Origin of the sequence: Enterococcus rivorum (assembly GCF_001742285.1) — a bacterium.
In the GTDB taxonomy this organism is placed as follows: domain Bacteria; phylum Bacillota; class Bacilli; order Lactobacillales; family Enterococcaceae; genus Enterococcus_L; species Enterococcus_L rivorum.
The window spans coordinates 105412-131056 of sequence record NZ_MIEK01000078.1 but is presented as its reverse complement, the minus strand read 5'-3'; the positions used below and the strand labels follow the sequence as shown (position 1 = coordinate 131056).

General features: G+C 34.9%; 23 protein-coding genes. 7 read left to right on the top strand and 16 right to left on the bottom strand.

The features are described 5' to 3' along the window. Positions 1-2: 2 nt before the first annotated feature. The 10 genes from lepB (BCR26_RS17325) to BCR26_RS17280 form a co-directional block, all read right to left on the bottom strand. A complete protein-coding gene (gene lepB, locus BCR26_RS17325) occupies positions 3-707 on the bottom strand; it encodes a signal peptidase I (protein WP_084387193.1) in 705 nt (234 codons plus the stop codon). A 22-nt stretch (positions 708-729) separates the two neighbouring features. Beyond that, on the bottom strand, positions 730-1395 hold the full coding sequence (locus BCR26_RS17320) for a hypothetical protein (RefSeq protein ID WP_069700207.1): 666 nt from the start codon (positions 1393-1395) through the stop codon (positions 730-732). Positions 1396-1410: 15 nt separating this feature from the next. Beyond that, on the bottom strand, positions 1411-2688 hold the full coding sequence (locus BCR26_RS17315; RefSeq protein ID WP_245677023.1) for a WxLIP family cell surface protein: 1278 nt from the start codon (positions 2686-2688) through the stop codon (positions 1411-1413). Beyond that, positions 2630-3436 carry a WxL domain-containing protein gene (locus BCR26_RS17310; RefSeq protein WP_069700205.1) on the bottom strand — a complete coding sequence of 269 codons (807 nt, stop codon included), beginning with the start codon at positions 3434-3436 and terminating at the stop codon, positions 2630-2632. The genes BCR26_RS17315 and BCR26_RS17310 overlap by 59 nt, the downstream gene beginning before the upstream one ends. 27 nt (positions 3437-3463) lie before the next feature. Further along, entirely contained in the window at positions 3464-4258 is a 795-nt protein-coding gene (locus tag BCR26_RS17305; protein WP_069700204.1) for a WxL domain-containing protein, read from the bottom strand. Between the two features lie 4 nt (positions 4259-4262). Continuing rightward, positions 4263-4613 carry an EF2685/EF0750 family sortase-dependent surface protein gene (locus BCR26_RS17300; RefSeq protein ID WP_069700203.1) on the bottom strand — a complete coding sequence of 117 codons (351 nt, stop codon included), beginning with the start codon at positions 4611-4613 and terminating at the stop codon, positions 4263-4265. A 16-nt stretch (positions 4614-4629) separates the two neighbouring features. After that, positions 4630-7473: an L-type lectin family protein gene (locus tag BCR26_RS17295; RefSeq protein ID WP_069700202.1), complete on the bottom strand. Its 2844-nt coding sequence runs from the start codon at positions 7471-7473 to the stop codon at positions 4630-4632. Positions 7474-7867: 394 nt separating this feature from the next. After that, positions 7868-8962 (bottom strand): tyrosine-type recombinase/integrase, encoded by a 1095-nt coding sequence (locus BCR26_RS17290; RefSeq protein WP_069700201.1) that lies wholly within the window; start codon positions 8960-8962, stop codon positions 7868-7870. Positions 8963-9813: 851 nt separating this feature from the next. After that, a complete protein-coding gene (locus BCR26_RS17285; RefSeq protein WP_069700200.1) occupies positions 9814-11118 on the bottom strand; it encodes a PTS sugar transporter subunit IIC in 1305 nt (434 codons plus the stop codon). A gap of 16 nt (positions 11119-11134) precedes the next feature. Continuing rightward, positions 11135-11752 carry an AAA family ATPase gene (locus BCR26_RS17280; protein WP_069700199.1) on the bottom strand — a complete coding sequence of 206 codons (618 nt, stop codon included), beginning with the start codon at positions 11750-11752 and terminating at the stop codon, positions 11135-11137. A 38-nt stretch (positions 11753-11790) separates the two neighbouring features. Between BCR26_RS17280 and BCR26_RS17275 the strand changes: the two genes are divergently transcribed. After that, positions 11791-12483, top strand: coding sequence for a MurR/RpiR family transcriptional regulator (locus tag BCR26_RS17275; protein WP_069700198.1), 693 nt, complete (start codon positions 11791-11793; stop codon positions 12481-12483). A 195-nt stretch (positions 12484-12678) separates the two neighbouring features. On the opposite strand, the gene BCR26_RS17270 is transcribed toward BCR26_RS17275, so the two are convergent. Then, on the bottom strand, positions 12679-14085 hold the full coding sequence (locus BCR26_RS17270) for an MATE family efflux transporter (RefSeq protein WP_069700222.1): 1407 nt from the start codon (positions 14083-14085) through the stop codon (positions 12679-12681). Between the two features lie 304 nt (positions 14086-14389). Here BCR26_RS17270 and BCR26_RS17265 point away from each other — a divergent pair, with 304 nt between their 5' ends. The 6 genes from BCR26_RS17265 (at position 14390) to BCR26_RS17240 (ending at position 20752) form a co-directional block, all read left to right on the top strand. After that, a complete protein-coding gene (locus tag BCR26_RS17265; RefSeq protein WP_069700197.1) occupies positions 14390-15325 on the top strand; it encodes an ABC transporter ATP-binding protein in 936 nt (311 codons plus the stop codon). Positions 15326-15338: 13 nt separating this feature from the next. Then, on the top strand, positions 15339-16085 hold the full coding sequence (locus BCR26_RS17260) for an ABC transporter permease (protein ID WP_069700196.1): 747 nt from the start codon (positions 15339-15341) through the stop codon (positions 16083-16085). After that, positions 16079-17047: an ABC transporter permease gene (locus BCR26_RS17255; protein WP_069700195.1), complete on the top strand. Its 969-nt coding sequence runs from the start codon at positions 16079-16081 to the stop codon at positions 17045-17047. The genes BCR26_RS17260 and BCR26_RS17255 overlap by 7 nt, the downstream gene beginning before the upstream one ends. Positions 17048-17223: 176 nt before the next feature. Further along, entirely contained in the window at positions 17224-18465 is a 1242-nt protein-coding gene (locus BCR26_RS17250) for a winged helix-turn-helix domain-containing protein (RefSeq protein ID WP_069700194.1), read from the top strand. Positions 18466-18495: 30 nt separating this feature from the next. Then, entirely contained in the window at positions 18496-19797 is a 1302-nt protein-coding gene (locus BCR26_RS19185) for a helix-turn-helix transcriptional regulator (RefSeq protein WP_069700193.1), read from the top strand. Positions 19798-19870: 73 nt separating this feature from the next. Beyond that, positions 19871-20752, top strand: coding sequence for a hypothetical protein (locus tag BCR26_RS17240; RefSeq protein ID WP_069700192.1), 882 nt, complete (start codon positions 19871-19873; stop codon positions 20750-20752). An 85-nt stretch (positions 20753-20837) separates the two neighbouring features. Here the strand turns inward: BCR26_RS17240 and BCR26_RS17235 are convergent, their stop codons facing one another. The 5 genes from BCR26_RS17235 to lepB (BCR26_RS17215) form a co-directional block, all read right to left on the bottom strand. Continuing rightward, entirely contained in the window at positions 20838-21611 is a 774-nt protein-coding gene (locus BCR26_RS17235; protein ID WP_069700191.1) for a carbonic anhydrase, read from the bottom strand. A gap of 91 nt (positions 21612-21702) precedes the next feature. Next, positions 21703-22416 (bottom strand): hypothetical protein, encoded by a 714-nt coding sequence (locus tag BCR26_RS17230; protein ID WP_069700190.1) that lies wholly within the window; start codon positions 22414-22416, stop codon positions 21703-21705. Between the two features lie 147 nt (positions 22417-22563). Next, positions 22564-23946: a M24 family metallopeptidase gene (locus BCR26_RS17225; protein WP_069700189.1), complete on the bottom strand. Its 1383-nt coding sequence runs from the start codon at positions 23944-23946 to the stop codon at positions 22564-22566. A gap of 13 nt (positions 23947-23959) precedes the next feature. Beyond that, positions 23960-24718, bottom strand: coding sequence for a DeoR/GlpR family DNA-binding transcription regulator (locus BCR26_RS17220; RefSeq protein WP_069700188.1), 759 nt, complete (start codon positions 24716-24718; stop codon positions 23960-23962). 290 nt (positions 24719-25008) lie between these two features. Then, positions 25009-25602 (bottom strand): signal peptidase I, encoded by a 594-nt coding sequence (gene lepB, locus BCR26_RS17215; RefSeq protein ID WP_069700187.1) that lies wholly within the window; start codon positions 25600-25602, stop codon positions 25009-25011. Between the last annotated feature and the right edge of the window lie 43 nt (positions 25603-25645).

Sequence of the window (25645 nt, the reverse complement as noted above, 5' to 3'; positions counted from 1 at the left end):
ATTTAACGCAAAGGGAGGACTCTCATTTCAACAATACCAATAATGTCTTTCTTTTTGACGAAACCAAACATTCGACTATCTGTAGCATATGGGCGATTATCCCCTAAAACAAAATACTGTTGTTTCGGTACGGTACTGGTTCCTGTAACTTCTTCCAAATAAAAATTGTCTGTAAAAACTGTTTCACTTGTTTTTGCTTGCGCAACTTGTTTCTCCAAAAAGCGCTCTGGTATTTCAACCTCATTAATAAACAACTGATCTTCATGATACTTGAGCCGTTCATTCGGCAGCCCAATGACTCGGCGGATACTTTTTTCTTTTGATTCTGGATCTTGATAATAGATTAATTGAAATCGTTTGACGGCACCGATCTTATTGACAAGCATTCGATCCCCGTGACTGATTTCGGGTACCATTGAGTAGCCAATCATTTTAGGAAAACTAAATGTTAGCTGTTGCACCACCAAAATGAGGACAGAAACAATGAATAAACTAAGCGACATCTCTCTGACTAATTGCCTTAATAAGCGTCTCTTTTTACGTTTTCTGGCTTTCGCTTTTTGTTTACTTGATTTTTTTTTGCTAGAGTAATTTTTTGCTTTTAGTCGTTTCTTGCTACTTTGAACATTTCTTTTTATATGTTTCTGTTTTTTTCTGGGAATCTGCTTTTTTTTTGAATCCTTGGCTTTTGGTTTGGTTGATTTCATAGTTGAATTCTCCAGTTATTGATTACTTCTTCTGTTTCAATGCAGACTCATTAACTTTAAATTGTTTAAAAATAACTTTTTGACTATTTTTCAGTTTTTTTGTATCTTCTAAATAATTTGCAATCGTCTCTTTTTTTTCTAAGCTCTCAATGGTTTGGCTATTTAAATTCATCCCGAACTCTTTTGTATTAGCATAATATTTACTTAAACGTTGCTGACCAGCGGTTGATAATCCTGTTGATGGGGGTTGACTACCGTATGAAACTAGCATTGCAGTCATACTATGAAATTTATCCTTTAAGCCAACTGGCTTGGCGCCATTTTGGATACTGATTAGATCCTTCTCTATTGAATCTACTAAAAAATAAGTTTGGACAATAATCTCCCCATCCGCTGCATTTAAATGCGTTAACTGATAGTAACGAGCGTAAAAAGAAGCCACAAAAAATAGCAATCCAAAAGTAAATAAGAGAACCATGTTTCTGAGAGATTTTTGGGCTTTTTTTTGCAATTGTCGACGATGTTGACGCCATTTTTTCCGCTTTTTCTTATTTTTAGGCTGTTTTTTTTGTAAGAGACGATACGTTCTTGAATATTTCATTTTTAAAAATAGACACAAGAAACCACATAATAATAAGAGGATAGCACTTGACAATAAAACGATAAAAGTCCAATCGAGTACGCTCATTTTATCGAACCTCCATTAGTCTCTCTTCTTTGTTTGCCGCTGTTTCTTTTGTTTTAAAGTTTTTCTTTGTAATTGCTTTTTTTGTTTGTTTCTTTTATTAACGAAATGGATGCTGACAAAAATCAAGACTAGTAAAAGGATGATGCCTATTACAATTGCTATTACTACTTTCCAATTAATCCCTTGTTCTTGAATGAGGGAGACATCTTGCTTATTGTATTTTTCTGCTTCTTCTTGGGTTATTTTAAAATGTTCTGTCCATTCCCACTTTTTTTCGCCACTCGTTACGATAATATGCCCGGTATAGTCGCCGGGTTTCATGGAATCACCATTCATTAAGACGGGGAAATCGATCATGGAATTAGGGGCCATTCGCATATCTGCTTTTTTGGTGTCATAGAGTACTTCCTTTGAACCTTTTTCCATAATTTGCATATCAATAGTCATATCTTTGACAAAGCTAGTAGTTGTATTTGAAAAGTTAGCGAAAATCGCATTCCGGTAGTTTGCCAAATCAGCATAGATTTTGTTAAATTTTAAATCTGGCTCCACAACATGATCAGTTTCCGTCAGCAACATGCCAATCAAAAAGGCATAATCATTGGAAATTCCCTTTTGCTTCGCTCGTGCTTTTTTAGCTGCTTCCGTTAATTCCACTTTTAACTGGATACCTCCGGAAATATAACCATCAAATGTTTCAGCAGGCATCTCTATCTTTAATTTCAAGGGAACTGTTTTCCCAGGTGGGATTGTCACCTTTTCTTCGGCCTTTACAATGTCTTCAAAAGCGTATTTCATGGATTGATCTTTTTCAATCGCAGCAGGGCCATATTCCAAGACACCATTTGCGTTGGTTTTGGTACTATTTAATGAAACGTTGACTGTTACTTCTTTCGATTCCGAAGGGTTTCTAAGTTCGATTTCAACTGTTTGTTTTTGTGAGGGCTTCATCCTTAAATCAAAATAACCGGCTGCAGAAAGCTGATTTTCTGGATGAATCACTTTATAACTAAAGGTTCCAGAATCTAGTGGATCCTCCTTTGCTTGTTCTGCAGAAGCAACTTGCGGAAAAAAGCCCAAACACGTTATGTATAAAATGAAATAAATAATGGCTTTTTTATTCATTAAGTTCAATCCTTTCTCTTCCCTAAATGAAACAAAGCACTGGTTCAATTGAGAACCAGTGAACTTTGTTAAAACACTTTCGTCCATTTGCAATCTGGAGCTAGACTGTTTAAGGTTGGAACGTTGCAGACATAGTCCAAGTAATTCCTGCTTTGTAGGCTCCTTCATAAATAACAGTATTTCCTTTTTTAGGCACGGTTAGCATCACTGATTTTTCAGCTGACTCACTATCTGTTGATGCCACTTCATATTTACCAAAATACAAGGTATAGTGTCCGTAGCCCTTTTCAAAAACGGGGTCATTATTTGTATTGACATTTTGAAGCATCGGTGTCTTTTTACCTGCTTCTACAACTGCACCCGATTTTAAAGCGGATGAATCTGGAAATAGTCCTGGATCGGCTGTTGCTGAACGTAAGCCCATATTATTATATGTTAAAGTTGCCCCTGCCAATTTTTTATCCACACCATTCACTGCTTGCGTGAATTCTTGGCTAATCTCTGCGGTAATTTCATATTTGTGGTCGGCAATATTCCGCACATCTTCAAAATTGATAAAGTTTGAATTTTCTACTTGGTCTTTATTCCCGGCATTCCCAATCCACTTAGTTGCCCAATAAGGTCCATTTTGGTTACCATCTGTGACAATCCCATGTTTACCAAATTTCAGATCACTAACATAAGAAATTCCAAAACCATTAGCATCCGAAGTTGCTCCGCCTGAAGTAATGACATCGGTCCCACTCCCACTGGAATTTGTGAAAGAAGTAGACGATGAACTAGAAGAAGTAAATTGAATCTCTCCCTCTCCTTTAACGCCAACCCCATCGTCTGCTTTAATGTTATTCGGTGCCGCAACAGCCGCCCCCATGACTACTAGCAATGCAGCCCCACATAATTTGTGTGTCAATTTCATTTGTGTTTCCTCCTATAATTGTTTTATTTATGGCAACTCGGCAATAATCCAAGTTAACACCGTTGAATAAGCCCCAGAAACTTTTTTAGTTGTTCCTGGAATTGTTAAATGAATGGCCTCATTAAGATAAACTTGTTGATTATCAAAAGTCGGATCTTCAACTGGTTGACCTTTTTCATTCGTTAATGGCCGGATCGTTGTTTCTTGACCGTTTGTATTTTCATCTGAAGCTCCAAAAACAATGCTCCACGTTCCTGCTCCATGTTCAAATTCAGCTTCTGCTAAGTGATACGTCTCACCAATATTATTCATTTGAATCACTTCTTTGGAGACTTTTGGCGCCAGTTCTTTCTCATGCTTTGAATTCGTCCAGGCCTTATCGAAAGAAATAACCGCTCCCTTTAGTTGAGCATCTGCTTGTGTCTCATGCTGAAATTGTGATTCTTGCCGGACTTGTAAAGACCAACCCTTTGGTACCCCACGATAATCTGAAACTTGAATAAAATTCCCTTTACTTTTTTTCGCTCCTTTAAATGGTTGGGCTTGAACAAGGTATTGGGTATTCTGTTTCGAGATTAATCCTGTATTAAAGGTTAATTGAGGTGCAAAGTCAATTCTTAAAGGGCCTTCTGTTTTGGCAATGTTTCCTGGATCTGCCTTTTCTAAAGTTTCAGGATCTCTGACCCCTACTTGCTCATCGATGCGTTCAAATTCAATTTCCCCATCCCCTTTTTGACCGTCTGCGGCTACCTGAATAGGTTGACCAAAAATCACGCTTAAGGAGATTAGCAAAACAATGCTTAAATAATTGTTTACTTTCATTGTTTTATTCCTCCCCCTTAAACGCTTTTTTTCTCTGCTGACGTTTCCACCAGTAGAGGCAAAAAGTGATGCCTATCATGACCATCCCACTAATTGAAAGACTCTTTTTTATCAACTCACCTGTTGAAGGTAATTTTCCAGAGGGTTTTCCTACCGGTGGGCCTATGGTTTTATCTTTTGAAGATTCAGATGTTTTTGTTTCGGTTGTTGTAGTATCTTCTAGTAAAGTAATCTGTCCTTTAGTAGAGATTACTCCACCATTCTCCTCCGCATTCACTTGAACAGCCCAAATTGTTAGTAGACTAACTACAAGAATGGCAGAAAATAGAAGCAGGTATCTTAATTTCTTTTGCATATTTTCTCCTCCATTCTTATGGTTCATAGGTAGCTGCCAAATAATAGGTGATGTGGGCTTGATATTTACCGAGCTCTCTGACTTTAACGGCTGGGATTTCTATTTTGAAGCCATTACTGTCTTCTTGATCGCCCCAAGTCTTACTAATATCAACTTCTCCAGCAGTTCCAGTATTATCGGCTATTAAAACCTGTGTATCTGCATTTAAGGGAAACTCTTTTTTTATTGGGTTCTTATAGCGAATTGCGTCAGGAATGACTATCTTGCCATTCCCACTAGTTAAAGGTTTGCTTAAAACTGCTTTTAATGTCCAGCCTGCTGTTCGATTTATGCGAGTGTCAGCAATAACTAGATGCTCTTTATATTCTGGACTATTATTACGGATTATTTTGCCATCAGCAGTATTTTTTAATCCAAAATTAAGCGTTGCTGGTACGGGAACTAACTGTAATTTTCCAGAAAAGATATACTTAACTTGTGTTTCCTTTTTTGTTATTTTCAATGCTGCCTCATTCGTAGGAGCTGTTTTCACATCGTAATGAGCGGCTTTTAGTTCTTTTACTACTTTTAAAACATCTGCTTCGGTAGTTAAATTAATAGTGTCGCCAATAGACACTGTTTGGACAATCTCTTCGGCAAGATCTTTGTCTTCTTCATCCACAAACTTAATCGTTAGTGTTCCTTCATTACTATAAACAATTGAAATGTCAGCTCCTTCTTTAGGAATTACATTCGTCAATTCACCATCTATTTGCTTAGCTGTCAAGTTTTGATTTTTCAAAAGATTTTTAGAAATAACCTCAATTTCATCTTTGACATCATAGTTATCTCCTGTGTTAAAGTACAAAACAACCGGGTTTTTTTGATTGTATTCTTCGTTTGTGCTGCTTATGAAGGTTTTATTTAATAGATCTCCTAGAATGTCTTTAAATGAAATCTTTAATTCCGTCTTGACTTTAAACTTTATGTCATTTGATTGAACCGAATAATTTTGCTTGTCACTAGCTACTCGATAATTGTTCGTACCGCTAATGGTTGCTTTTTCAGAGAGTAGCTCTTCACCCTTAACTGATTTAGTCGGACGAGCTTTGTATTCAAGAACGAGAGTGTTTTGGTCAACAGCTCCACCATTAATCACATAGCGTTTCGAATCCACTCTTTTTAACGTTAATTGATTCTTTGCCCAGACTTCAGAATCAACTAGTGTTTCTGCCGAACTTGCTTGTCCTTTATTGTAAATTTTGGTGGTATTGGGAATGAGTTCCATTCCTGTTGGTAAGGAATCCTTAATTTGTGAAGCTAAAAATCTCCCTTTTCCGATAGAGGTTTCAACTGTAAAGGTAACTTCTTCTCCTACAATCGGATTATTGCCATCCACTTTTTTCGTTGACTCGAACTCTTCTGGTGTCACAATCACCGTTGTTTCACCATATTTTTTTTCAGTAGAATAGACACTTGAAACAGCTACGTCATTCACAAAGTCTGTTGTATTTGATCCAACAGTTACTGAGTATTTGTATTCAAATTTTTGTCCTTGACCATAGTCATAGTTATTGTCTGTAAAAGTAAAATTATTCTTACCATCTAAAGTCACGGATGGAATTATTACACTTTCTGGGGAAGCAATTGAGTTAGAAAATTTAAGATTGTTTAAATACTGATTGTGTTCCAACGCTTCTATAACTGTAGCTTTTTTTAAGATAATATTACTTTCTTTAACAACCGTATTCTTTACATTCACTTTATATTCAAGTTCATCGCCAACTTTTGCTGTGGTTTTCTGCTTGAATTCACTTTCTTTAGCAGTAGCATTTCGAACTAAACGACTGACTTCTAAAACGGGTTGCTGAGGTAATTTGGTAATCATGACACCAAAAGCATTACCAGCAAGATAATTTGAGCCTACAAATCCCCATGTTACTTTGCGGTTCCATTCAGGACGTGTTGCAGAAGAACCACTCCAAACATTTTGGAAGGTTGCATCAATATCAATGGAAACTGTTTTTGGAGAATAATCAGCAAATTGATACGTATACAACCCATTAACCTTATCAGACTGTGGTTCCCACTTGACGCTCACCTTTTTCCAAGCGCCAAACCATGTATCAGCTTCCGGTCGACTTTCAGGATACGTCAGTCCCCGATGCTGGAAATTATTATATACTTCTTGTATGGCTGCATTTCCAAAACTATGTTGATTAATGGTTGCTGTTGTTCCTAATGCAATATGTGGCCAAACATGAAATAAGCCAGCATCATAATTGGGGGTATGGGTGCCATCATTGTCATATGTGTCAAACTCTAAAGCCAACGCATTATAAATCATATTACTAGTAGTTTTAGAATTGGGATAAACACCAATTCCACCACCTCTACCTCCAATAGCATTGGGACCTGCAGGATCATTTTGCATGACAAAGGCAATCCCATCGCCTAACCCATTAGGCATTAGCTTTTCTTGATTTGATAAAAACACATAATATTCAAATTCAAATGGCTGATTTAAATCCAGTTGGGTGCCATACCACACCATGGATTTTTGAGATGCTTGTACTCCATCATAAATGGCAACCACATTGGCACGTTCGGCACTTAAATAAGCATGGTTAGCATAATAATCATTTACACCAGTACCAAAGTTTCCTGGGAAAACAAAAGCATCGCGAAAATCAACCCTACTACCTTCCGCTTCTTCTGGTGTTGCTGGATACCTTCCATTTTCTGGATAAACAGCCATATAAGCTTCTACTTTCAAAGGACTGATAGTCAATAAAAAAATACCAACAACTAACACCCAAGAGAATAGTAAAAAGAATAAGCGATCATTCGGTATACTCTTTCTTCTATTTTGACTTTTCATTTTTTTGACTCCTTTCTGATTCTGACTCACAACTATCGGGTTCAACTAAAAAAACCGATGTATAGCTTCTCAATTCATTCAAGACAAAGATTTATAAAGGAAAAATTAAGAAAAAAGCGTTTCGTGTTTTTTTGAAACATAACGGTACCTATTTAATCCTTCGTTTAATATAATAAAGAGAGTGTCGGATTCATTTCTGTTTTTTTCGTGTTCTCAATAGGAACATTGAAATAGCCAAATGATTCTGTAATAGCAAGGATTTAGAAAATAATTTGACGGCGTATTGACGGCGTATATGAATAAACCAAAACAATGTTGACTTAAAATAAAAGTCCCTTACTTTCAATAAATCGCTGAAAGTAAGGGACTTTTTTAAATAAAGGATGGTGCTCTTTTAAAAGTCAGCTAGTTGTGCAATAGCTGCTCGTTCTTCCAAACGAGAGGAATGAGTGTAAACATCTAACGTCATTTTGATAGAACTATGGCCTAACAAATTACTAATTGTGGCAATGTTTACACCTAATTCTAAGCAGCGAGTGGCAAAACTATGCCGCAGAGTATGAAAAGTCACTTCAGAAAGGCAAGCCTCTTTAGCTATTTTTTTAAGTTGATACTGAACAACTCTAGGTTCAATCGGCTGATTTGTCTCACTAATTACATATGCCCCCTTAGCTTGTTGCTTTTTGTGACGTAGTAACTGATACAAAGAATCCGATAGGGGAATGGCTCGGGAGGAATTCAATGTTTTTGGTGTTCCTTCAAAAATAGCCGTCTTTCCTTTTTTAATTGATAGACGTTGCAATGTACGTTTGACATTTATAACTTGCTTTTCAAAGTCAATATCTCCCCATTTTAACCCACAAATTTCTCCTAGACGCATCCCAGTTTCTAAGGAAAGGACGATTGGAAATCCATGTTTATCCTTTGATGCAATCCTTCTAAGCTTTTGGTGCTCTTTTTGTTCTAAAACGTCAACTGTCTTTTTTCTTAGGGGTGGTAAGATCACTAACTCACACGGATTCGTCTTTAACTGCTTTTGTTTCACTGCATGATTTAAGCATGTTTTTAACACACGAAAAACTGCATGGACAGAGCTCAATGCTACTTTTTGGGTCATCTGATTAAATATTTTTTGAATATCTTCTGAGGTTATTTTTTTAAGAGGTTTGTTTCCTATAGCTGGAAATAAATGAACCGTTAGTTTACTTTCATAACTAATATATGTACTTTGTTTAACCATTGGAGCGGCAATTTCTGCCAACCAAAAATTGCCCCATTCTTGAAAAGTACCTGTAAACTCAAACAATCTCTCTGGTTCTTCTAAATTAATCTGTGCTTTAATCTCAAGCAGCTGCTGTTTCACTTGCAAATATTTCTTGCCATAAATATACCCGTAATGAATGGTTCCGTTGCTTTTTCTCCCTTTTATGTAACGACCTTCCCAACGTCCATCCTTTCTTTTATAAATATTTTCACCTTTGCGTGGCATCTCTATAATCCTTTCTCTATATGTGTAATTGACGGCTAATCGGACGGCTTAAAATAATTAAATAATTTTGTATCAACTTTTTATACAAAAACAAAAACAATTGAGAATGTTTTTAAAAATCGACGAAAACCCTTATATAAAGCGATTTTCCGATTACACAACGCTCTTTTTTATTCTCGATTTCTTACTAATAAAGGAATTGACAATTGTTGATTTAACCTTTATCATTAATTTAGACAAGTTTATGAAGAGAAAAATGATATTATTTTTCTATTTATCCCTATTTTTATTGTTTATTTTTCATGTTTCTATTGAGAACATGATTTTTTTCTCTTATAAATAAATGAATGCAAAAACTAGATAAAAAGATGAATCTACCTTAATAGGGTCGATTCATCTTTCTCTTTATAGTCATTCTATAAATAAAATCACTCCCTATTTTCCTTTTATTATTTAAAATAAAAAATAAAAACATGACCGTCTTCTTTATATACACTATATGTACTCTAAACTTAAGTTTAGCCCATCGTTCCTAAAAGTACTAGTTCAAAAAAATATCAAATAGAAATAGTGACTACATTTAATTTTTTTAATAAATTATTTCATAAAATGGGTAGCGATAATTTTATAGGCCAAAATACATTTATCCTACTATTAAACATCTAATAGTAAAGAATTCAAGCGTTTTTCAGGACACCGTTTCAAATAAGCAAGGGAAGCTTGGGATCAGTATCAACTGATACTCTTGAACTTTATTTGAAACGAATAACTTTTGTTGATTACATCCTTCTGCTTAAAATAAAACAATCGCTTGATTCCTATTGAGAATCAAGCGATTATCTTTTATTTTTTTATAAATCTTGCGCCACTAATTGGGTTCTGTTTTTTTCCATCACTTTAAAGAAAGGATAGTAGATAAAGATACTTAACACAATTAATCCACAAGTAAAGAGAATATTTCGCCAATCCATGCTTGAAAGATAGGCTTGGGCAAAGAATGGTGTAAACGATGGGGCAGCTATAAAACCTAAGCCAATTAAACCAATTTTTTGTGCGAAATACGTCAGTAAAAGTGAAACAATTGGTGTTACTAAGAAAGGAATCGCTAATATCGGATTAAAAACAATTGGTAATCCGAAAATAACTGGTTCATTAATCGAACAAATACCTGGAATCAAAGATAATTTCCCAATGGTTCGATACTCTGGCACTTTACTTCTCATCATTAGTAAAACCAATCCCAGCGTTCCACCAGCACCACCTAAAACAGAAATACGGAACATCTGCAAATTCATCAAGTGGGTCATTGTTTCCCCACTCGTCATTTGCTCAGCGTTTAAACCCGTTTGCGCCATCCCTAAAGTGAAAACGATTGGAAAAATAATTGAAGAACCATTGATACCAAACAACCACAAGATATTTCCCAACGTGACAATTAATAAGAAGCCACCTAAACTTCCAGCAATATCAGTCGCTGGTGTCAGCACCTGCATAACCGCTTCTGGAAAAATTTGTTTCGTCGTAGCTAAGAAGATTAAGTTCATACCATAGAATAAGATAATATTCGCTAACAGTGGAAACAGCGTATTAATGAAAGTTGCGACCATTGGTGGTACACTCTCTGGTAAAGTTAACTTGATATTTTTCACTTCAAAAATACGACAGACTTCAACAACTAACAATCCAATTAAAATTGCTACAAACAACCCATTTGTTCCTAAATAATTTAACTCAATTTTCCCTTCGACAACTAGCGTACATACCATCAAATAGACAACTGTAGCCACCATCCCATTCATTGAGGGATTCATCTTGTACTCATTAGCTAATGAGTAAGCAATGCCAAAAACACTAATTAGACCAATAATTCCCATAGTCAGATTGTAAGGTGCCGTAATTGCACTGTAATTTGCTACGGCAAAATCTTTCCAAGAAGCCATGAATTTCATAAAAATATTCGCTGTATCTGGATTATACTGTTCAATATTGATTGGCGGGTTCGCAAAAATCAGGAAAAAAGAACCAATTACAATAAATGGTAACCCAAACATCATTCCACTAGAAATCGCTTTAAGGTGCCGTTGATTGCCAATTTTACTAGCCAGTGGACTTAAGACATTGTTTAATTTGTCGATACTGCTGGAAGACTTTTTCATATTATTTTCCCCTCCACTATACTTGCCAAGAATTGAATTTAAAAGCATTTGGTACTTGGTTATTTGGATCGTAGTGTTTCAAAACTTCAGCATACTCTTCTTTATAAGTATTGGTTACCTCGGCTTGAGGAATCACCTTACTTGCTTCATGTAAGAAATGTTCAGAACCACGTCCCATCTCCATACCACGAGTTGTATGTTTATCTAATGCAATATCTGGAACTTCAGGGACATAGCCCATCGCAAAATTTTTGATAACAATATTTTTCAGCAAATCGGAAGAACGATCTTTTTCTGAGTTACACAAATAACGTATTGCATGGAAGAAAAACATTGCGCGATCTGATTCGTTGTATTGAAATGCTTGTCTCATTTGGTTTAAATTGTTAACCATGATTGCTGCTTCTGGGTTTCCCATTCCTATGTCTTCAACAGAAATCGCTAACAAACGGCGCCACAGTTTTTCTTCAAATTGTGGGGATGTGATATACATTTCGTATGCAAATTCGCAGGCTGCTCGTTCATTACCACGGCGAATTGATTTTTGTAAAGAGGAGACTACTTCATCTCCAGCTAAGTTATTGCGGGTTGTCATTTTTGCCCAAGGGTCTTGAATAAATTCATCTTTTTTCATGTTATAATACTCCTAACTAATTATTTGGGGATGATTTTATGGATATCGAAATGCTAATTGAAAAGTACCAATTAAATGACTCTGAATCGCAAGTTTTACGCTTTATGGAAACTCATAAGGAGTCATTGAAAAAAATGGGCATTCGAGAGGTTGCCAAGCAATCTTTTGTTTCCACCGCCACCATTGTGAACATGTCGAAAAAAATTGGTTTTTCAGGTTACAGTGAACTGGTTTTTTCCTTCTCAAACAGCACAACTAGCAAGCTTGTTTCCGAAATCGTTACCGAAAAGGAAAGAGATCATTTTGTTCAATTAATGAAAAAATATCGGGATAAACCAATAATGGTTCTTGGTTCCGGTTTTTCTCAAAACGTAGCCAATTATTTTTCTGAATTTTTGAATCTCTATAAATTTCGTGCCACAGCTAACAGTCACCTGGAATTTTTAAGAGAAAACCTTGAAGAAGAAATCTTAATCATGATTATTTCCAACTCTGGCGATACTGTTCGACTGACTGAATTAGCGAGAATGGCGAATGAACATCATATTGAAACCATTGCTTTTTTAGGTGAAAAGAATTCTAAAATTGGCCGTCTAGCAACCTTAACAATTAGTACAGAAACGTATTCACCAAAAGTTTTTCGCGAATTCTCGCCTAACTTATTTTTCGGTACTGCTTTGAATCAATTTGAGTTGTTAATGAGTGATACCTTAAAATCAATTTTTAATTAGAAGAACGATTCGGCCGATGTTTCTTCACACCCTAATTATAAAACCTAATTTATATTTTGTAAGTGTTTTCTAGTAAACAAAAACATGTTTAGGGAATCTAAAACATGTTTAAGTCTATAAAAAAATTCGTTCTAGCCTTTTACAAATAAAAGCTAAAACGAATTTTTTTATAAACGAATATCAAACAACTTCACCTTACTCATCCAACAAATAGTCCTTTTCAGAGATCATTCTTTCCTCTTTATCTTCCTTTTGTCTATAAATCTGTTTCCGTGAATAATCATATTTAAATAACAACAAAGCTAGCGTTGCCGTCACTATTTCAGCGATAGGAAATGACAGCCATACGCCCATCACTCCCAAAAACTTACTGCAAAGAAAAGCTAACGGTAAAATCAAAATAAATTGGCGTAATAATGTAACCAATAGAGAAAATAGATTGCTACCCGTTGCTTGAAAATAAGAAGAAAAAACATAGCATGTGGAACCGAAGATAAAACTTAAACTAATTACACTTAATGCTTCAATACCCATTTGTAATAACTTGGATTCTGAACTAAATAGCCCAAAAATTTGGTTAGGTATGATCCAGAATAAGACTGTTCCTAAAAAACTGACAGCAGCAGAAATCAATAATGAAATTTTTAATGTTTCTAGCAAACGAGTCTTGTTTTTTGCCCCGTAATTAAAACTCATTACGGGTAAGGTTCCTTGTATCAAACCGCTAATAGGCATGTAAACAAAGGATTGAAGTTTATAATAAACACCAAAAACAGCTACAGCAACTGTCGAATAAGTAGATAAAATAAAATTCAACCCACTAACCATAAACGAACCTATGGAAAGTAAAAAGAACGATGGAATGCTAATGATATACATTTCTTTAACCATTTTTGATTCCCAACGAAACCCTTTAAAACTAACTTTAATTAGCTGTTTTCTATAAACTAGTGTCGATACCGCTGCAATCATGGCAAATATCTGACCAATTACTGTTGCGATTGCCGCTCCTTTTACGCCCATCGCAGGGACACCAAACCAACCAAAAATAAAAATTGGATCTAAAATAATATTAGTAATCGCTCCAATTAATTGAAAAAACATCGGCGCAACCATATTGCCGCAAGCTTGAAGAATTTTTTCAATGGCTATTTGTACACTCTGACCGAAACTAAACAAAATGATAATTACGGTGTAACTATACCCTAATTCTAAAATTTCCAAATCCGTTGTAAATAAACCAAGAAAAGGTTTGGCAAATAGCAACCCGAGAACGACTACGACAAAATAATGCAGAATGGAGATCACAACACCATGTGTTGCTGCTTTATTGGCATCCAAATAATTATCTTGCCCCATTTTTCGAGAAACATACGAATTAATCCCAATACCAAACCCTACTGACAACGCTAAAATTAAATTTTGAATAGGAAAAACTAGAGAAACAGCAGTTAAAGCATCATTGCTGACTTTTGCAACAAACATTGAATCGACGATATTATACATTGATTGTATCAACATCGAGAAAATTGGCGGTAATGACATGCTAACGATTAACGGCAACAATTTACCTGAAGCCATTTTATTTTTATTATTTTCCATTTTACCTCCTAAAAATGTCTCATATTTCATCAAATAGATGGACAATTGTACAAAAAAAGAACCCCCTATTTTCATTGTTTTGGATACGGAAAACAATAAAAATACGTGGCATACTTGATGCATAAATTGTACCTTCTATTCTACACTGAACCTTTAAGCGCTGTCAAATCTCTTTTAATCATGCTTACAAAAAAACTATTAAACGAGAAATTAACAAGTTTCCAAACAATATCAACCGTTTGGTGGATAGGAATCCACTTCCTCTTTTTCTATACTTAAATGAACCAAAAAAGGAGTGGGAAATATGAACGCATTATTAGAAGTCGCAAATTTAGAAAAAAGCTATCACAAGAAGGATGTTATTCACAAAATCAGTTTTACAATTTATCAAGGAGAGATTCTATGTTTTTTAGGTCCCAACGGTGCAGGAAAAAGTACCACGATTAATATCATCTCTGGTGCCTTAGGCTTTGATGGTGGAGAAATTAAGTTTAAGGGGCAATCCATCGATCAAAATGTAACTCAATTTAAGGAAAAACTAGGGATTGTTCCACAAAACTTAGCCTTATATGAAGATTTGACTGCTGAACAAAATGTCCATTTTTTTGCTTCATTGTATGGCTTAAAAGGCCAAACATTAAAAAATGGTATCGACTTCGCATTAAGATCCGTTGGGCTAACGGGTCACAGAAAAGACAAAGTAAATACTTTTTCAGGAGGAATGAAACGAAGACTAAACATTGCTTGTGCGATTGCCCACCAGCCAGAATTACTTATTATGGATGAACCCACGGTAGGCATTGACCCCCAATCTCGCAATCATATTCTCGCTTCGATTCGACAAATGCAACAAGAAGGGATGACTGTACTTTATACCACTCACTATATGGAAGAGGTAGAAGAAATCTCCACAAGGATTATTATTATGGATCACGGTAAAATTATTGCTGAAGGATCAAAAGAGTCCTTAAAAGAAGTCTCTGGTGAGAAAAATATTGTCATCACATTGGAGACTTCGGAAAATTTACACACTGATTGTTTCTACGAAATCGAAGGAATTACAGATGTAAAAACTTTAGACCAACAACTAATGATTTCAACGATTCAAGGGGTAGAAAACCTGGATAAAATTATCAGCAGTTTACTTCAGCAACAACAAAAAATTTGCAATATTGAAATACAGTCCAATAATTTAGAAACAATCTTTTTGGATTTAACGGGGCGTTCGTTAAGAGATTAAGGAGGGAAATCATATGTATCGCTTTTTTAGAATTTTACAAAGAGACACAATCAATTTATTTATCAATCCAACCTGGATTTTTATGGTTTTAGCTTTTCCTTTGTTATTGACTGCGGTCTTAGGGGTTTTGACAGAAGGAATGTATGGTACCAGAATTACTAGTTATGATTATTACGGTGTGACTATGATGATTTACTGTGCCTTATATGCTGCAACTTTTTCGGCAAACTCTTTTATGGAAGAACGGATTAAAGCACCTAACTTACGAATCATTTATTCTCCAGTGGGTAAATTGTCTATTCCGCTTTCAAAAATAATTGCTACATTTATTTTTACTGCGGTTTTCTACAGCATAGCAGGGCTTTTCATGAAGTTTGTTTTTAATGTCAACTTCGGTACAAACAACTTATTACTAGTCTGGTTATTGTTTTTAGCAGTGGATTTTCTTTTTAGTTGTATTGGAGTTTTCATGTGCTGTCTCTTCAAAAGTGAAGGTGTTGCTAATCAAATACTTAGCATCGTTACCACCCTCTTCGCTATTTTATCGGGATTCTTTTTTCCCATTGCAAATTTAGGTACTACCATGGTAACAATCAGTAAACTATCACCTGTGACAACCGTAGTAGACACTATTTTTTCTATCATTTATGATCAAAACTCTCAAGGAGTCTTACCAGCCTTAGTGATAATGATTGTTTTATCAGCAATCACTATCTTGTTATGTCAAATCTTTTTTAAAGGAGAGGATTATTTATGTTAGTCATTATCAAAAATGATTGGTATCGAACTTGGAATAACAAAGGGCGTTTAGTCATGATGTTTCTCCTCATGATTGCTGCTATGGTCATTGCTTTGTATATGGGAAATCATGCCAAGGAAAGGATTAACATTGGGGTTGTCGGAGAACAAAATCAAGCACTTCAAGCTTCTGAAATAGTCCAGATAACCTATTTAACTCAATTACCGCCAACTTCTGAATTGGTAAAAGGCACCTATGATGCGATTATTCAGAAAAAGGATACTGGCTTTGAGGTTAAGACCATCAAAAATGATGATTATCGAAAAAAAGTAGCGCAGTTACTAGCTCATCCTAGTCAAAAAGAAACTATTTCAGGAAAAAAGCGTGGAACAGGCAGTCTGATTATTGGTTTTTTGCTGATGTTTATTTTAATGACCAGTCTGACAAATTCCTTCACTTTCAATGAGGATAAGGAAAAAAGAATGATTGAACGGGTGTTGACCACACCTATTAACCTTTTAAAACTCTTATTAGCCCATAGTTTATTCTCATTTCTGCTACTTTTTATCCCGACATTACTGATTGTTTACTCAGCTAAACTGATTTTTCAACTCTCGATTGGATTCAACTTGCTTGAATATTTCTTGCTATTAGGTCTCATCTGCCTATTCGCAACTGCCGTTTCTTTATTTTTCGCAGCCCTCTTTGATGATAGCGATCGCTCAAACATGATGGGCTCAGTCGTGGTGGTTATTTCAACGATCTTATCAGGAAGCTTCTTTTCATTTGCAAATGGCAATAGGTGGTTGAATACGTTGATTCAATTGTTACCACAGAAAAGATATTTAGATATCGTTACCTATTTAGAGCAAGGGGAGCTCGTTTCAAAGATGCTACCTAATATTCTCTATGTTTTTGTTTTTACACTACTCTTTTTCCTCTTCGCCTTATTGAAAACACAGAAAGATTATATTAGAAGTTAAAAAATCCTGTTATACTAAAGAGGTTGAAACAACAGTTGTTTTGGATTAAGAGCTTTCCAGTAAATGTTCAAAGAGCCAGACTTACGATTATTCAGATTTTAAGGGGCTCTGAAATAACTCAAATAGATAGATCACAATCTCATTCAAAATAAGAAACAGACAAAGGATGATTCACAATGAAAAAGCAAACTCTAAGCAGTCGAACAAAAGCGCCAGAACTTAGACATGATTTGGTTCAACGACCTGTTTTGTTGAATAAACTTAGCATGATTACAGCAAAAAAATTACTGGTTGTGGAAGCAGGGGCTGGTCGCGGCAAAACAACCGCTATAAATTCTCTTTTGTCAGATTATCCAGCGGAAACCGTCAAATGGATACGCTTAGCCCAAGACTGCAATCATCTTTTCGTTTTTTGGGGTTATTTAGTTGAAGCATTGGAGTCGCAATTAGGAAAATTTAAAAATGACTTCTTAGCCTTTTTCCAAGCAGGTGCTATTAATCAGTCTATTGAAGAAATTGTTACCTTTTTATGCAATTGCTTGTTTGAAAGCGAAGACATTTTTATCATTCTAGATGATTTTCACCTCCTAACAAATCCAGAAGTGCTAAAATCCTTTGAACTTTTCTTAGCTGAGTCACCAAACGCTATTCATATGGTTCTGTTGACTAGGTACGAACCCAATATTTATTTAGGCATGTTAGAAATGAACAATCAACTTCAGTATATTAATCAAACGGATTTTCTGCTAACAGATGTAGAAGCATTACAGTTTATAAAAAATACCACTGGCGCTAATTTATCAGATACAGAAAAGCAAGAACTCCTTTCCTTTGCTAATGGTTGGATTGGGGGGCTGCAATTATTGGTCGCAGCTAACTTGAGGACAGGACTCACTGAATTGGAAGATTTGAAAAAAAACGATCGAATTTTTTCAGACTATCTATCTAAAGAAATTTTTCAACAGTTATCGGAGACAGAACAAGAATTTTTAATAAAAACTGCGTATTTTAATAACGTCAACAAAGCGCTTTGCGAAGAATTATTTCCTGCTGTTGTCTTTCCTAAAATGATGCAAACTTTATTGAATAAGAATCTGTTAATTGACTGCATTGATACAACTCAGCAAGTCTATCAATACCACCCTATTTTCAAAGAATTTTTATTTAAAAAATTTCAACTACTCTCTCCAAAAGAAAGAAACAAGCTATGTCTCCTTGGTATAAATAGTTTTATTCAGCAAGGAGATACCGAGGAAGCTCTAAGACTCCTTTTAGAATTAAAAGAATATGAGCAACTTATGCAACTCATCGTTAGTGAGCCACATTCCGTTCGTTTTCTTTATTACCTTGGAGAAGTGCCTGTCGTGATAGCTAGTAAAAACATTGACTTTGCTTATCAAAAGATTTTTTATCACTAATCCAATTTGGAGCATACGCAGTGTACCCAGTTGATTGATTTGTTAGAAAAAGAATATCCTCATGCAAAGGAAATAAAAGCGGTCGAAGGGCTCAAAATTTTATTGGGTATTGATCCATCTTCAATGAAACAAACGACTATTACTCGTGCTGAAATTGATCGACTAAAATTGAATCAGACATCAAAAGCATTTATTTTACTAAAAAACGCAACTGTCCACTATTTTCAAGACCAATTTGGAGAAGCAATCCAATCAATCAATCTTAGTAACCAACTTAATGAAGAAGATCAAAATCCTTTTTTAACTTACTTTAATTTCACCTTATTGGCTCAACTATATGAAGAAATGGGTGAACTAAGTAAAGCCCTAGCGCTTTTAAGAAAAATAAAAGATTGGATTCGATTATTCCAGTTTAGTCCGTCAATGCAAAAAAACTATTTCATCAATTTCTATATTACTATTACCGGTATCTATTTGAAGCAGTTTAAAATGGAAAAAGCCGCTAACACACTAAAAAAAGCCAGTAACCAAGAAAGTGAACATTTGCAAGCGGCTTACCTTTACAATCAAGCAGAATTTTTATACTTAAGTAATCAACCAGAGAGTGCCTTTAAGATAGTTCAACAATTTGAACACGAGATGTCTAACTATGCGAACTCTTTAGTAAAATCCGGCTTAATTAAATATTGCTTGAAAAACAACCAGTTAAGTAAACAATACCAAGATTCATTTATTAATAGTTATCACGAGAACCCCTCTTTTCAAAACATGAATAATCAACTATTTTACAGCTTGATCTTGCTTAAACAACAAGACTATCGTGCAGCCCTTACTATGGTAGATCATCTACTAATCAATAGCCGAAGAAATAAATTGTTGCTTAAAACAGTTGAAGGAACTTTGTTAAAAATAACAATCCTACTTGAAATGAACTCCTCAGATGAGCGATTGATAAAAAATTTGTATGGTGAAAGCTTATATTACGCCTGCGAGAATACTATTAAAGCACCTTTTTATCTATATAAAGAAACATTAGTAACATTGCATCATTCATATGGAACCCATTTAATAGAGAAACTAGACCCAAAAGAGCAACAGTTTCATAAAGAAGTTCTGTTGATTTGTTGTGATGATAGCGGAACAATGCTAACAGCCAGAGAAAAAGAAGTCTTGATGGAAATTGCAAATGGTGCCACTAATAAAGAAATGGCGCAATCCTTATTTATCTCTGAAGCCACCGTTAAAACCCACATTTTAAATATCTACCGAAAACTGGAGGTTAACTCAAGAATAACCGTAGTTGAAAAAGCCAGGGAACTCAATTTATTATAATAAAAGGAGCACTCATGATAAAATAGAGAAAATTGCAACATTTATTTTAAGTTGACTCAAAGGAGCCGAACAAATGTCAAATGACCAAAAACTCAGCCATAATCGTAAAATCATGTACTGGGGCACGCTTGGATTTTTACTCATAGCATTGCTTCTTGCCTTTTTTCAAACAACGATTCTTAAGTGGCTTTTTAGTACACAACTTCCACTTTCTTTGCAAAATGCTCTTTTACTTTTTTCTAATGCCAACTGGTTAGAACTATTGATACAAAAGATAACGAATGGGACGATTCTAGTTGGTGTCGTGCTGATTTTAGAAATCCTTCTTTTTATAGGTTTCATTGTTTTTTTCCTAATTTATCTTTGGAGAATGCGAAAAAATGGACGCTGGGCGCTAAGTGACATTTTGCTATTTATTGGCTATTCCATGTTACTTGTTGGTAGTATCGTTTGCGGTGGCTTTGTGGTTTCAACCACAGTCGAAACTATGACTACCCTTCAAAGCAATTTCCAAAAAGTGAGCCCTACTGAACTACAACTTTTAGTAAATAATCTGACACACTTTTTAGAAAAATTTACTTTCTCGTTATCAACTATTTTTAAAGACATTTCTACTTTGATTCAAGGCGCACAAAAAATTATTGGTGATGTAAAACAAGTGGCAGCGACACCCTCCATTTTGCAAAACTGGTTAGATATTCTAAATCAATGGCGTTTGTATTTTATCGTTGCTTTTACTGGCAGTTTTCTAGTTCTCATTACAGGGATGTTACTTCGACTTCGCACTAGCTATCCACAATTGTTGCGTAAAAAGAAAAAACAACCATTAGAAGACAGCAGCACTACTGAAGAACGTTTAGTGAGAATATTAGAGCAACAACAAGAATTGCTAGAAAAGATAGAACGTCGTGAAACAGCTGAACCGACGGAACAAGATAGTACTGAAAAATCTTAGTTACTTATTTTAGAGAAAAACCACCTAAGATAAACAAAAAAACGTTTATCTTAGGTGGTTTTTCCAATCTGTTCAATCGCTTTTTTTACTCTCCATGTTCCAATACAACACGGTCATTTAACGGTTGAATCTCACGATTATTGTGAGCATATAATTTTTTAAAAGATGCTATTTGTTCTTTTGAAACTTCAATTGGATTTTTCATCACATACCATTCTACGTTTTCTATTAAAGGTGGCGTAGTTAACGAACCTAGATAATGATAATAGCTTTTATTGGCTGGAATCATTTCATCTAAGTCAGTGATTGGATCATTTTTCTCATCTGTTACGTCATCCAAAACTTCTTGAAAGCCTTTATTTTCTTTTCCTTCTTTGAAGAAGACACCAATTACCGCAATTCTTCCACTTTGAGCTTTATTCACAAAATGTGCTTCCATTGGAAAATGTTTTCCGTCAATTGTATGCTCACTTTCTGCATGAAAATGAAATTGTGCTAAGTTAAAATGTCTACCATTAATAACTGCACTTCCACCATCTGTTACTTCAATGCTATGACCGTTATTTTCGACACTTGTGATATCTGTCCCATATTCAAGTTGAATCGTTCCCGTATCTTCGGTCATTTTTTCTGTTTTATTTGTTGGAATATCAATGGGAGACTGCATTTTCCCAGCAGTGAATTCCCAATCTTTTTGATCACTATAATCGAGATGACCTTCATCCACTTTTTTCTCAGTGCTTTGTTCTGTTTGTTGTTTATCTTTTGTACCATCTGTTGCTTGCTTTTCTGTAGAGCAAGCTGTTGACATTAGTAATACACCACTTATTGCGATGCTTAACCATATTTTCTTTTTCATCTCTCAACCTCATTCTCGTTATTTTTACATTGCATACTATACTCTTTTTTTAGTTAAAAAACAATTGTTTTTGATTGGAATGAGTTGTTTTTTACTCGATTACAAAATAGAATAGAACCGTTTGAGGACTCTCTTTCAAAAATTTATTACTAAACAAATCCTTTTCGTTATTATAGATTTTTTGTCCAGTTGACCATGCTTGCATGACATATTTTTTCCCTTTAGTTACTTTGCCATCCTCAAAGGCATTTTCAGTAAACAATAAGCCATTCTCTGTGTTCAAATTGACTTCTTCAAAAGAGTAATTGCCTGTATATCTTGCCTTATTACTATTTATAGTCACTAACAAATCTTGAAAGTCGCCTAGCTCCTCAGTGGAAGTCAAACCACTATAAATAGTTCCTGCAAGAGGACCCTCATCCATCTGATCGACATTTAACACCAGATCATGTTTTTTTTGGACTTCTTTTTCATAATAATCCACATAAATACTGATTGTTTTACCACTTGTATTATAGTCATACTTAGCACTTGCAATAAACAATGGTGCCAAAGAATCATCCGACTGCTTAACTACTTTGATATAATCATCTGGTATACCTGCGACTTTTGCTTCATCAGTAAAGGGTTCTAAATTCATATACATCATATAACCGATAATTCCTATAACTATTCCCAAAAGCACTAAAGCTGCTGAGCGTACCCGCTTTTTATTTTTATTTCTCGGATGCTTTTGAATTTCTTTCGTTTCAACTTCTTCTTCATGATTACTCATTCCTTCACTCCCATTCGTCACTTTTTTCATTTTAACTTCCTTTTACCAATAGACATAAAGCTTGAAACAATTATACCAATTCGCTAACGATTAAACATACAAAAAAACGTATCCAGCCACGCTATTTTTAGCAATTGTCTGATACGTTTCTTATTTTCAAATTAGTTTTCTCGAAATTTATTCAACACTTAACGCTTTGTCTTTCGCCAAGAAAAATGGTCTTAAATATCCTACTGTATTAGACAACGGCAAGATTTGTGGATGAATATCAATAGTCAATTTTTCTTTTAGATACGCTCTTCTAGCTAATATTCGTTCCCAAAGTTCTGGATACTTTGCTTGAATTTCTTGTTGCAGTTCTAAGTCTGCTATTGCCACACATTCCTCTGCACTCGTTCCGTTATAGCCACTAACTGAAGGAATAATATCAATTTGAAAAATCATCCCGCTTTGAATTAATTCCTCAGAACCGTCGTATACAGGAGAAGACATCCACTCTTCGTCAGAAACTAAATGACCAGGATTTAAATGCCAGCCATATTTTTCTTTTGGAAAAACCGCTTCAATTTGCTGATAGAGAGCATCGCCAGTGACTCCAATCTTTTCTTCTGTAAGCCAAGTAACAACTGCATTAAAGTAAGGTTTTACTATTCGTTCCAAATAATCTTTTTGTTCCACTGGAAGCTGATTCTCATTTTCTACCACGAATCCAGAACGACTGGATAATCCTCCTTTATAACTAGTTGTTAGAGAAAGATTCTCTCCTAACTGCACTTGCTTGTGCGTTGGATAGAGATTTGCATAGCCAAAACGGGCTCCTGCTGTCGCTATCGTTACAACATTATTTGTTTGGCCTTCTGAATTTAAGCAGGCGCCTAATTCACTTTCTTTTATCCCAACCGTAACTTTGTTCATTGCATTCAACATACTTGTTGAAGCTAAATTCGCACCATATTCGTAATGAGCAATCTCGTTAGCGTTATTTCTTGTTCTCACGCCATAAGAACCATGAATAAACAAATCACACGCATTTTCAACGATGGCTTCTTTACTAACAACTGCTTTGATTGCCTCCATGATGAAGTAAGGTATATCAAAAAGCTGCTTCGCTTGTGCATTTTTCGTAAACATTTTCCACGCAACGATTCCTAATTTGGCACTTTTGTCTAAACCAATCTCCATAAAAATATCTTCTAATGGTGCCCCACCTTCCATCGGCTGATTAGGCAAAGAAAACAATGGAGAATGATGCAATTTTACAGGAACTCTTGCATAGTTGGCCATCTTCAAATTTTCATTTCCCAACACTAAATGGGTCTCACCTTTTTTATTGATGATTAGCAAACCTTCTTCAAATCGGGGAATAAATCCTGTTAAGTATTCAAAATTGGAGCCATGCTCTTTGTCTGCATAAACGACTAAACAATCATAATCAAAGCTTTTCATTACGTGAAGTAATTTTTGTTTTCTTTCTTCCATCGTTTGATCGGTTAAAAAAGTTGGGCTGACATCTGGATACGTTTTTGGTTCAATAATTTCTTTCAGTACTATATTTTTCATGGGAAATTCTCCTTTAGATTAGTATTAATTCAACATTGTTTTTTGCTAATGCTCTAGAAAATTCTTCGTCGGGCATTTCGTCTGTGATTAAGCTATCAATTTCATTTAAATGGCAAACTTTGAAAAAACCGGTAGTATTGATTTTACTGTGATCGGCTAATGCAATGATTTGCTTGCTTTGACGAATCATCTGTCTTTTTACAAGCCCTTCTTCTTCAGTATGAATAAATAATCCATCTTGATTAATTGCAAAAATACCTATTAAAACGTAATCTACATTGTAGTCACTAATTTTATTAACCGTTTCCGTTCCTGAAATAAATAGCTGTTTTTTATGAAGCTTACCTGGCAAAAGATTAATCTCACAATTCTCTAATTGAGCTAATAAAACCGCATGCGACAAAGAATTGGTAATCGCTAAAATCCCTTTATTGTTTAAATGAGGGATTACCGCTTCGACTGTTGTTGATGCATCAAATAAAATAGAGGAATCATTTCTAATCAACTGAACTGCTCGTTTGGCTAATTTTTCTTTAATTTCCTGAAACTGACTAGAGCGTTCTTCGTAATCGAAAATCAGCGCTTCTTTAGTTCTTGTCAACATCACACCACCATGAATTCGCTTAACCTGATTTTGCTTCTCAAGTTTAATTAAATCCCGTCGAATGGTGTCTTTGGAAACCTTAAGTAATTCAGCTAGTTCTTCAATAGAGGCACTTTTTTTCTCGTTCAAATATTCCTTCATTCGATTGATTCGTTCTTCAATTAGCATATTAGCACTCCTTATTGAAGATAGTTTACTATTTTTTGCAATCTTTTGCAAACTTTTGCATTCACCCGCAAATGAAATCTAAATAGTCCTTCACTTTAGCTTAGATTTATCAGTAGTTAGAATTTACAATATCTTTAACAAAAATAATCCCAACTATTCTGCTGGGATTTCAAAACTTATTAAGAAGAACAAATAGATAATGCCCATCTATTTTTCCAAGTACATACGGTCTGGTAGTTATTTAGAACATAAATCTAAATTACTGATTTCATTATAACTATAAAATAAAGCTATACTCGTTCTAATTGATTTAGTCCTACTATTTTTAACATGACAACTCCAATAATTTCTTTTTTGTCAACAAAACCATAATAACGACTATCAGAAGAATATGGGCGATTATCTCCCAAGACTAAATACTTCCCTTCCGGTACCACTGTAGGACTTCCATCTAGTTGACTCAAACTAAAATTTTCTGTAAATAACTGTATTTCTTCTTGGTTTTCTTGATCCATTTTTGTCTCTAAAAATCGTTCTACTTGTTCACGATCATTAATAAAAAGTTTATTATTTCTAAATTCTATTTTTTCTCCTGGAAAACCAATAACCCTACGAATGGAATAGCTATTTATTTTCCCTGGTACGTTAAAATAGACAAGTTTAAATCGTTTTATCTTATCATATTTATACACAATGACACGTTCATTATTTTCAAGCGTTCCACTCATACCGTACCCTTTAACTTGCGGAAATGAAAAGGTGAAAAATGAAATAGCTAAGAACACCAAGACTGTAAACGCAAAGCTAATAATTATTTCTTCCGCTATACCAGCACTTCTTTTTCGCTTCCTTTTTTTAGTATATTTATTGGTAAAATAATTCAAGTTTATCTGCACTCCTGATTAAAAAAATTTCATTTTACAACCA

Bases quoted from the DNA above. Each gene is read 5' to 3' on its own strand.
- BCR26_RS17275 (WP_069700198.1), top strand. From the start codon at position 11,791: ATGGATATCGAAATGCTAATTGAAAAGTACCAATTAAATGACTCTGAA.
- BCR26_RS17310 (WP_069700205.1), bottom strand. From the start codon at position 3,436: ATGAAATTGACACACAAATTATGTGGGGCTGCATTGCTAGTAGTCATG.
- BCR26_RS17290 (WP_069700201.1), bottom strand. From the start codon at position 8,962: ATGCCACGCAAAGGTGAAAATATTTATAAAAGAAAGGATGGACGTTGG.
- BCR26_RS17225 (WP_069700189.1), bottom strand. From the start codon at position 23,946: ATGAAAAATATAGTACTGAAAGAAATTATTGAACCAAAAACGTATCCA.
- BCR26_RS17220 (WP_069700188.1), bottom strand. From the start codon at position 24,718: ATGCTAATTGAAGAACGAATCAATCGAATGAAGGAATATTTGAACGAG.
- BCR26_RS17295 (WP_069700202.1), bottom strand. From the start codon at position 7,473: ATGAAAAGTCAAAATAGAAGAAAGAGTATACCGAATGATCGCTTATTC.
- BCR26_RS17250 (WP_069700194.1), top strand. From the start codon at position 17,224: ATGAAAAAGCAAACTCTAAGCAGTCGAACAAAAGCGCCAGAACTTAGA.
- BCR26_RS17285 (WP_069700200.1), bottom strand. From the start codon at position 11,118: ATGAAAAAGTCTTCCAGCAGTATCGACAAATTAAACAATGTCTTAAGT.
- BCR26_RS17240 (WP_069700192.1), top strand. From the start codon at position 19,871: ATGTCAAATGACCAAAAACTCAGCCATAATCGTAAAATCATGTACTGG.
- BCR26_RS17280 (WP_069700199.1), bottom strand. From the start codon at position 11,752: ATGAAAAAAGATGAATTTATTCAAGACCCTTGGGCAAAAATGACAACC.
- BCR26_RS17235 (WP_069700191.1), bottom strand. From the start codon at position 21,611: ATGAAAAAGAAAATATGGTTAAGCATCGCAATAAGTGGTGTATTACTA.
- BCR26_RS17270 (WP_069700222.1), bottom strand. From the start codon at position 14,085: ATGGAAAATAATAAAAATAAAATGGCTTCAGGTAAATTGTTGCCGTTA.
- BCR26_RS17255 (WP_069700195.1), top strand. From the start codon at position 16,079: ATGTTAGTCATTATCAAAAATGATTGGTATCGAACTTGGAATAACAAA.
- BCR26_RS17315 (WP_245677023.1), bottom strand. From the start codon at position 2,688: ATGAAGGAGCCTACAAAGCAGGAATTACTTGGACTATGTCTGCAACGT.
- BCR26_RS17300 (WP_069700203.1), bottom strand. From the start codon at position 4,613: ATGCAAAAGAAATTAAGATACCTGCTTCTATTTTCTGCCATTCTTGTA.
- BCR26_RS17320 (WP_069700207.1), bottom strand. From the start codon at position 1,395: ATGAGCGTACTCGATTGGACTTTTATCGTTTTATTGTCAAGTGCTATC.
- BCR26_RS17265 (WP_069700197.1), top strand. From the start codon at position 14,390: ATGAACGCATTATTAGAAGTCGCAAATTTAGAAAAAAGCTATCACAAG.
- lepB (WP_084387193.1), bottom strand. From the start codon at position 707: ATGAAATCAACCAAACCAAAAGCCAAGGATTCAAAAAAAAAGCAGATT.
- BCR26_RS17305 (WP_069700204.1), bottom strand. From the start codon at position 4,258: ATGAAAGTAAACAATTATTTAAGCATTGTTTTGCTAATCTCCTTAAGC.
- BCR26_RS17260 (WP_069700196.1), top strand. From the start codon at position 15,339: ATGTATCGCTTTTTTAGAATTTTACAAAGAGACACAATCAATTTATTT.
- BCR26_RS17230 (WP_069700190.1), bottom strand. From the start codon at position 22,416: ATGAAAAAAGTGACGAATGGGAGTGAAGGAATGAGTAATCATGAAGAA.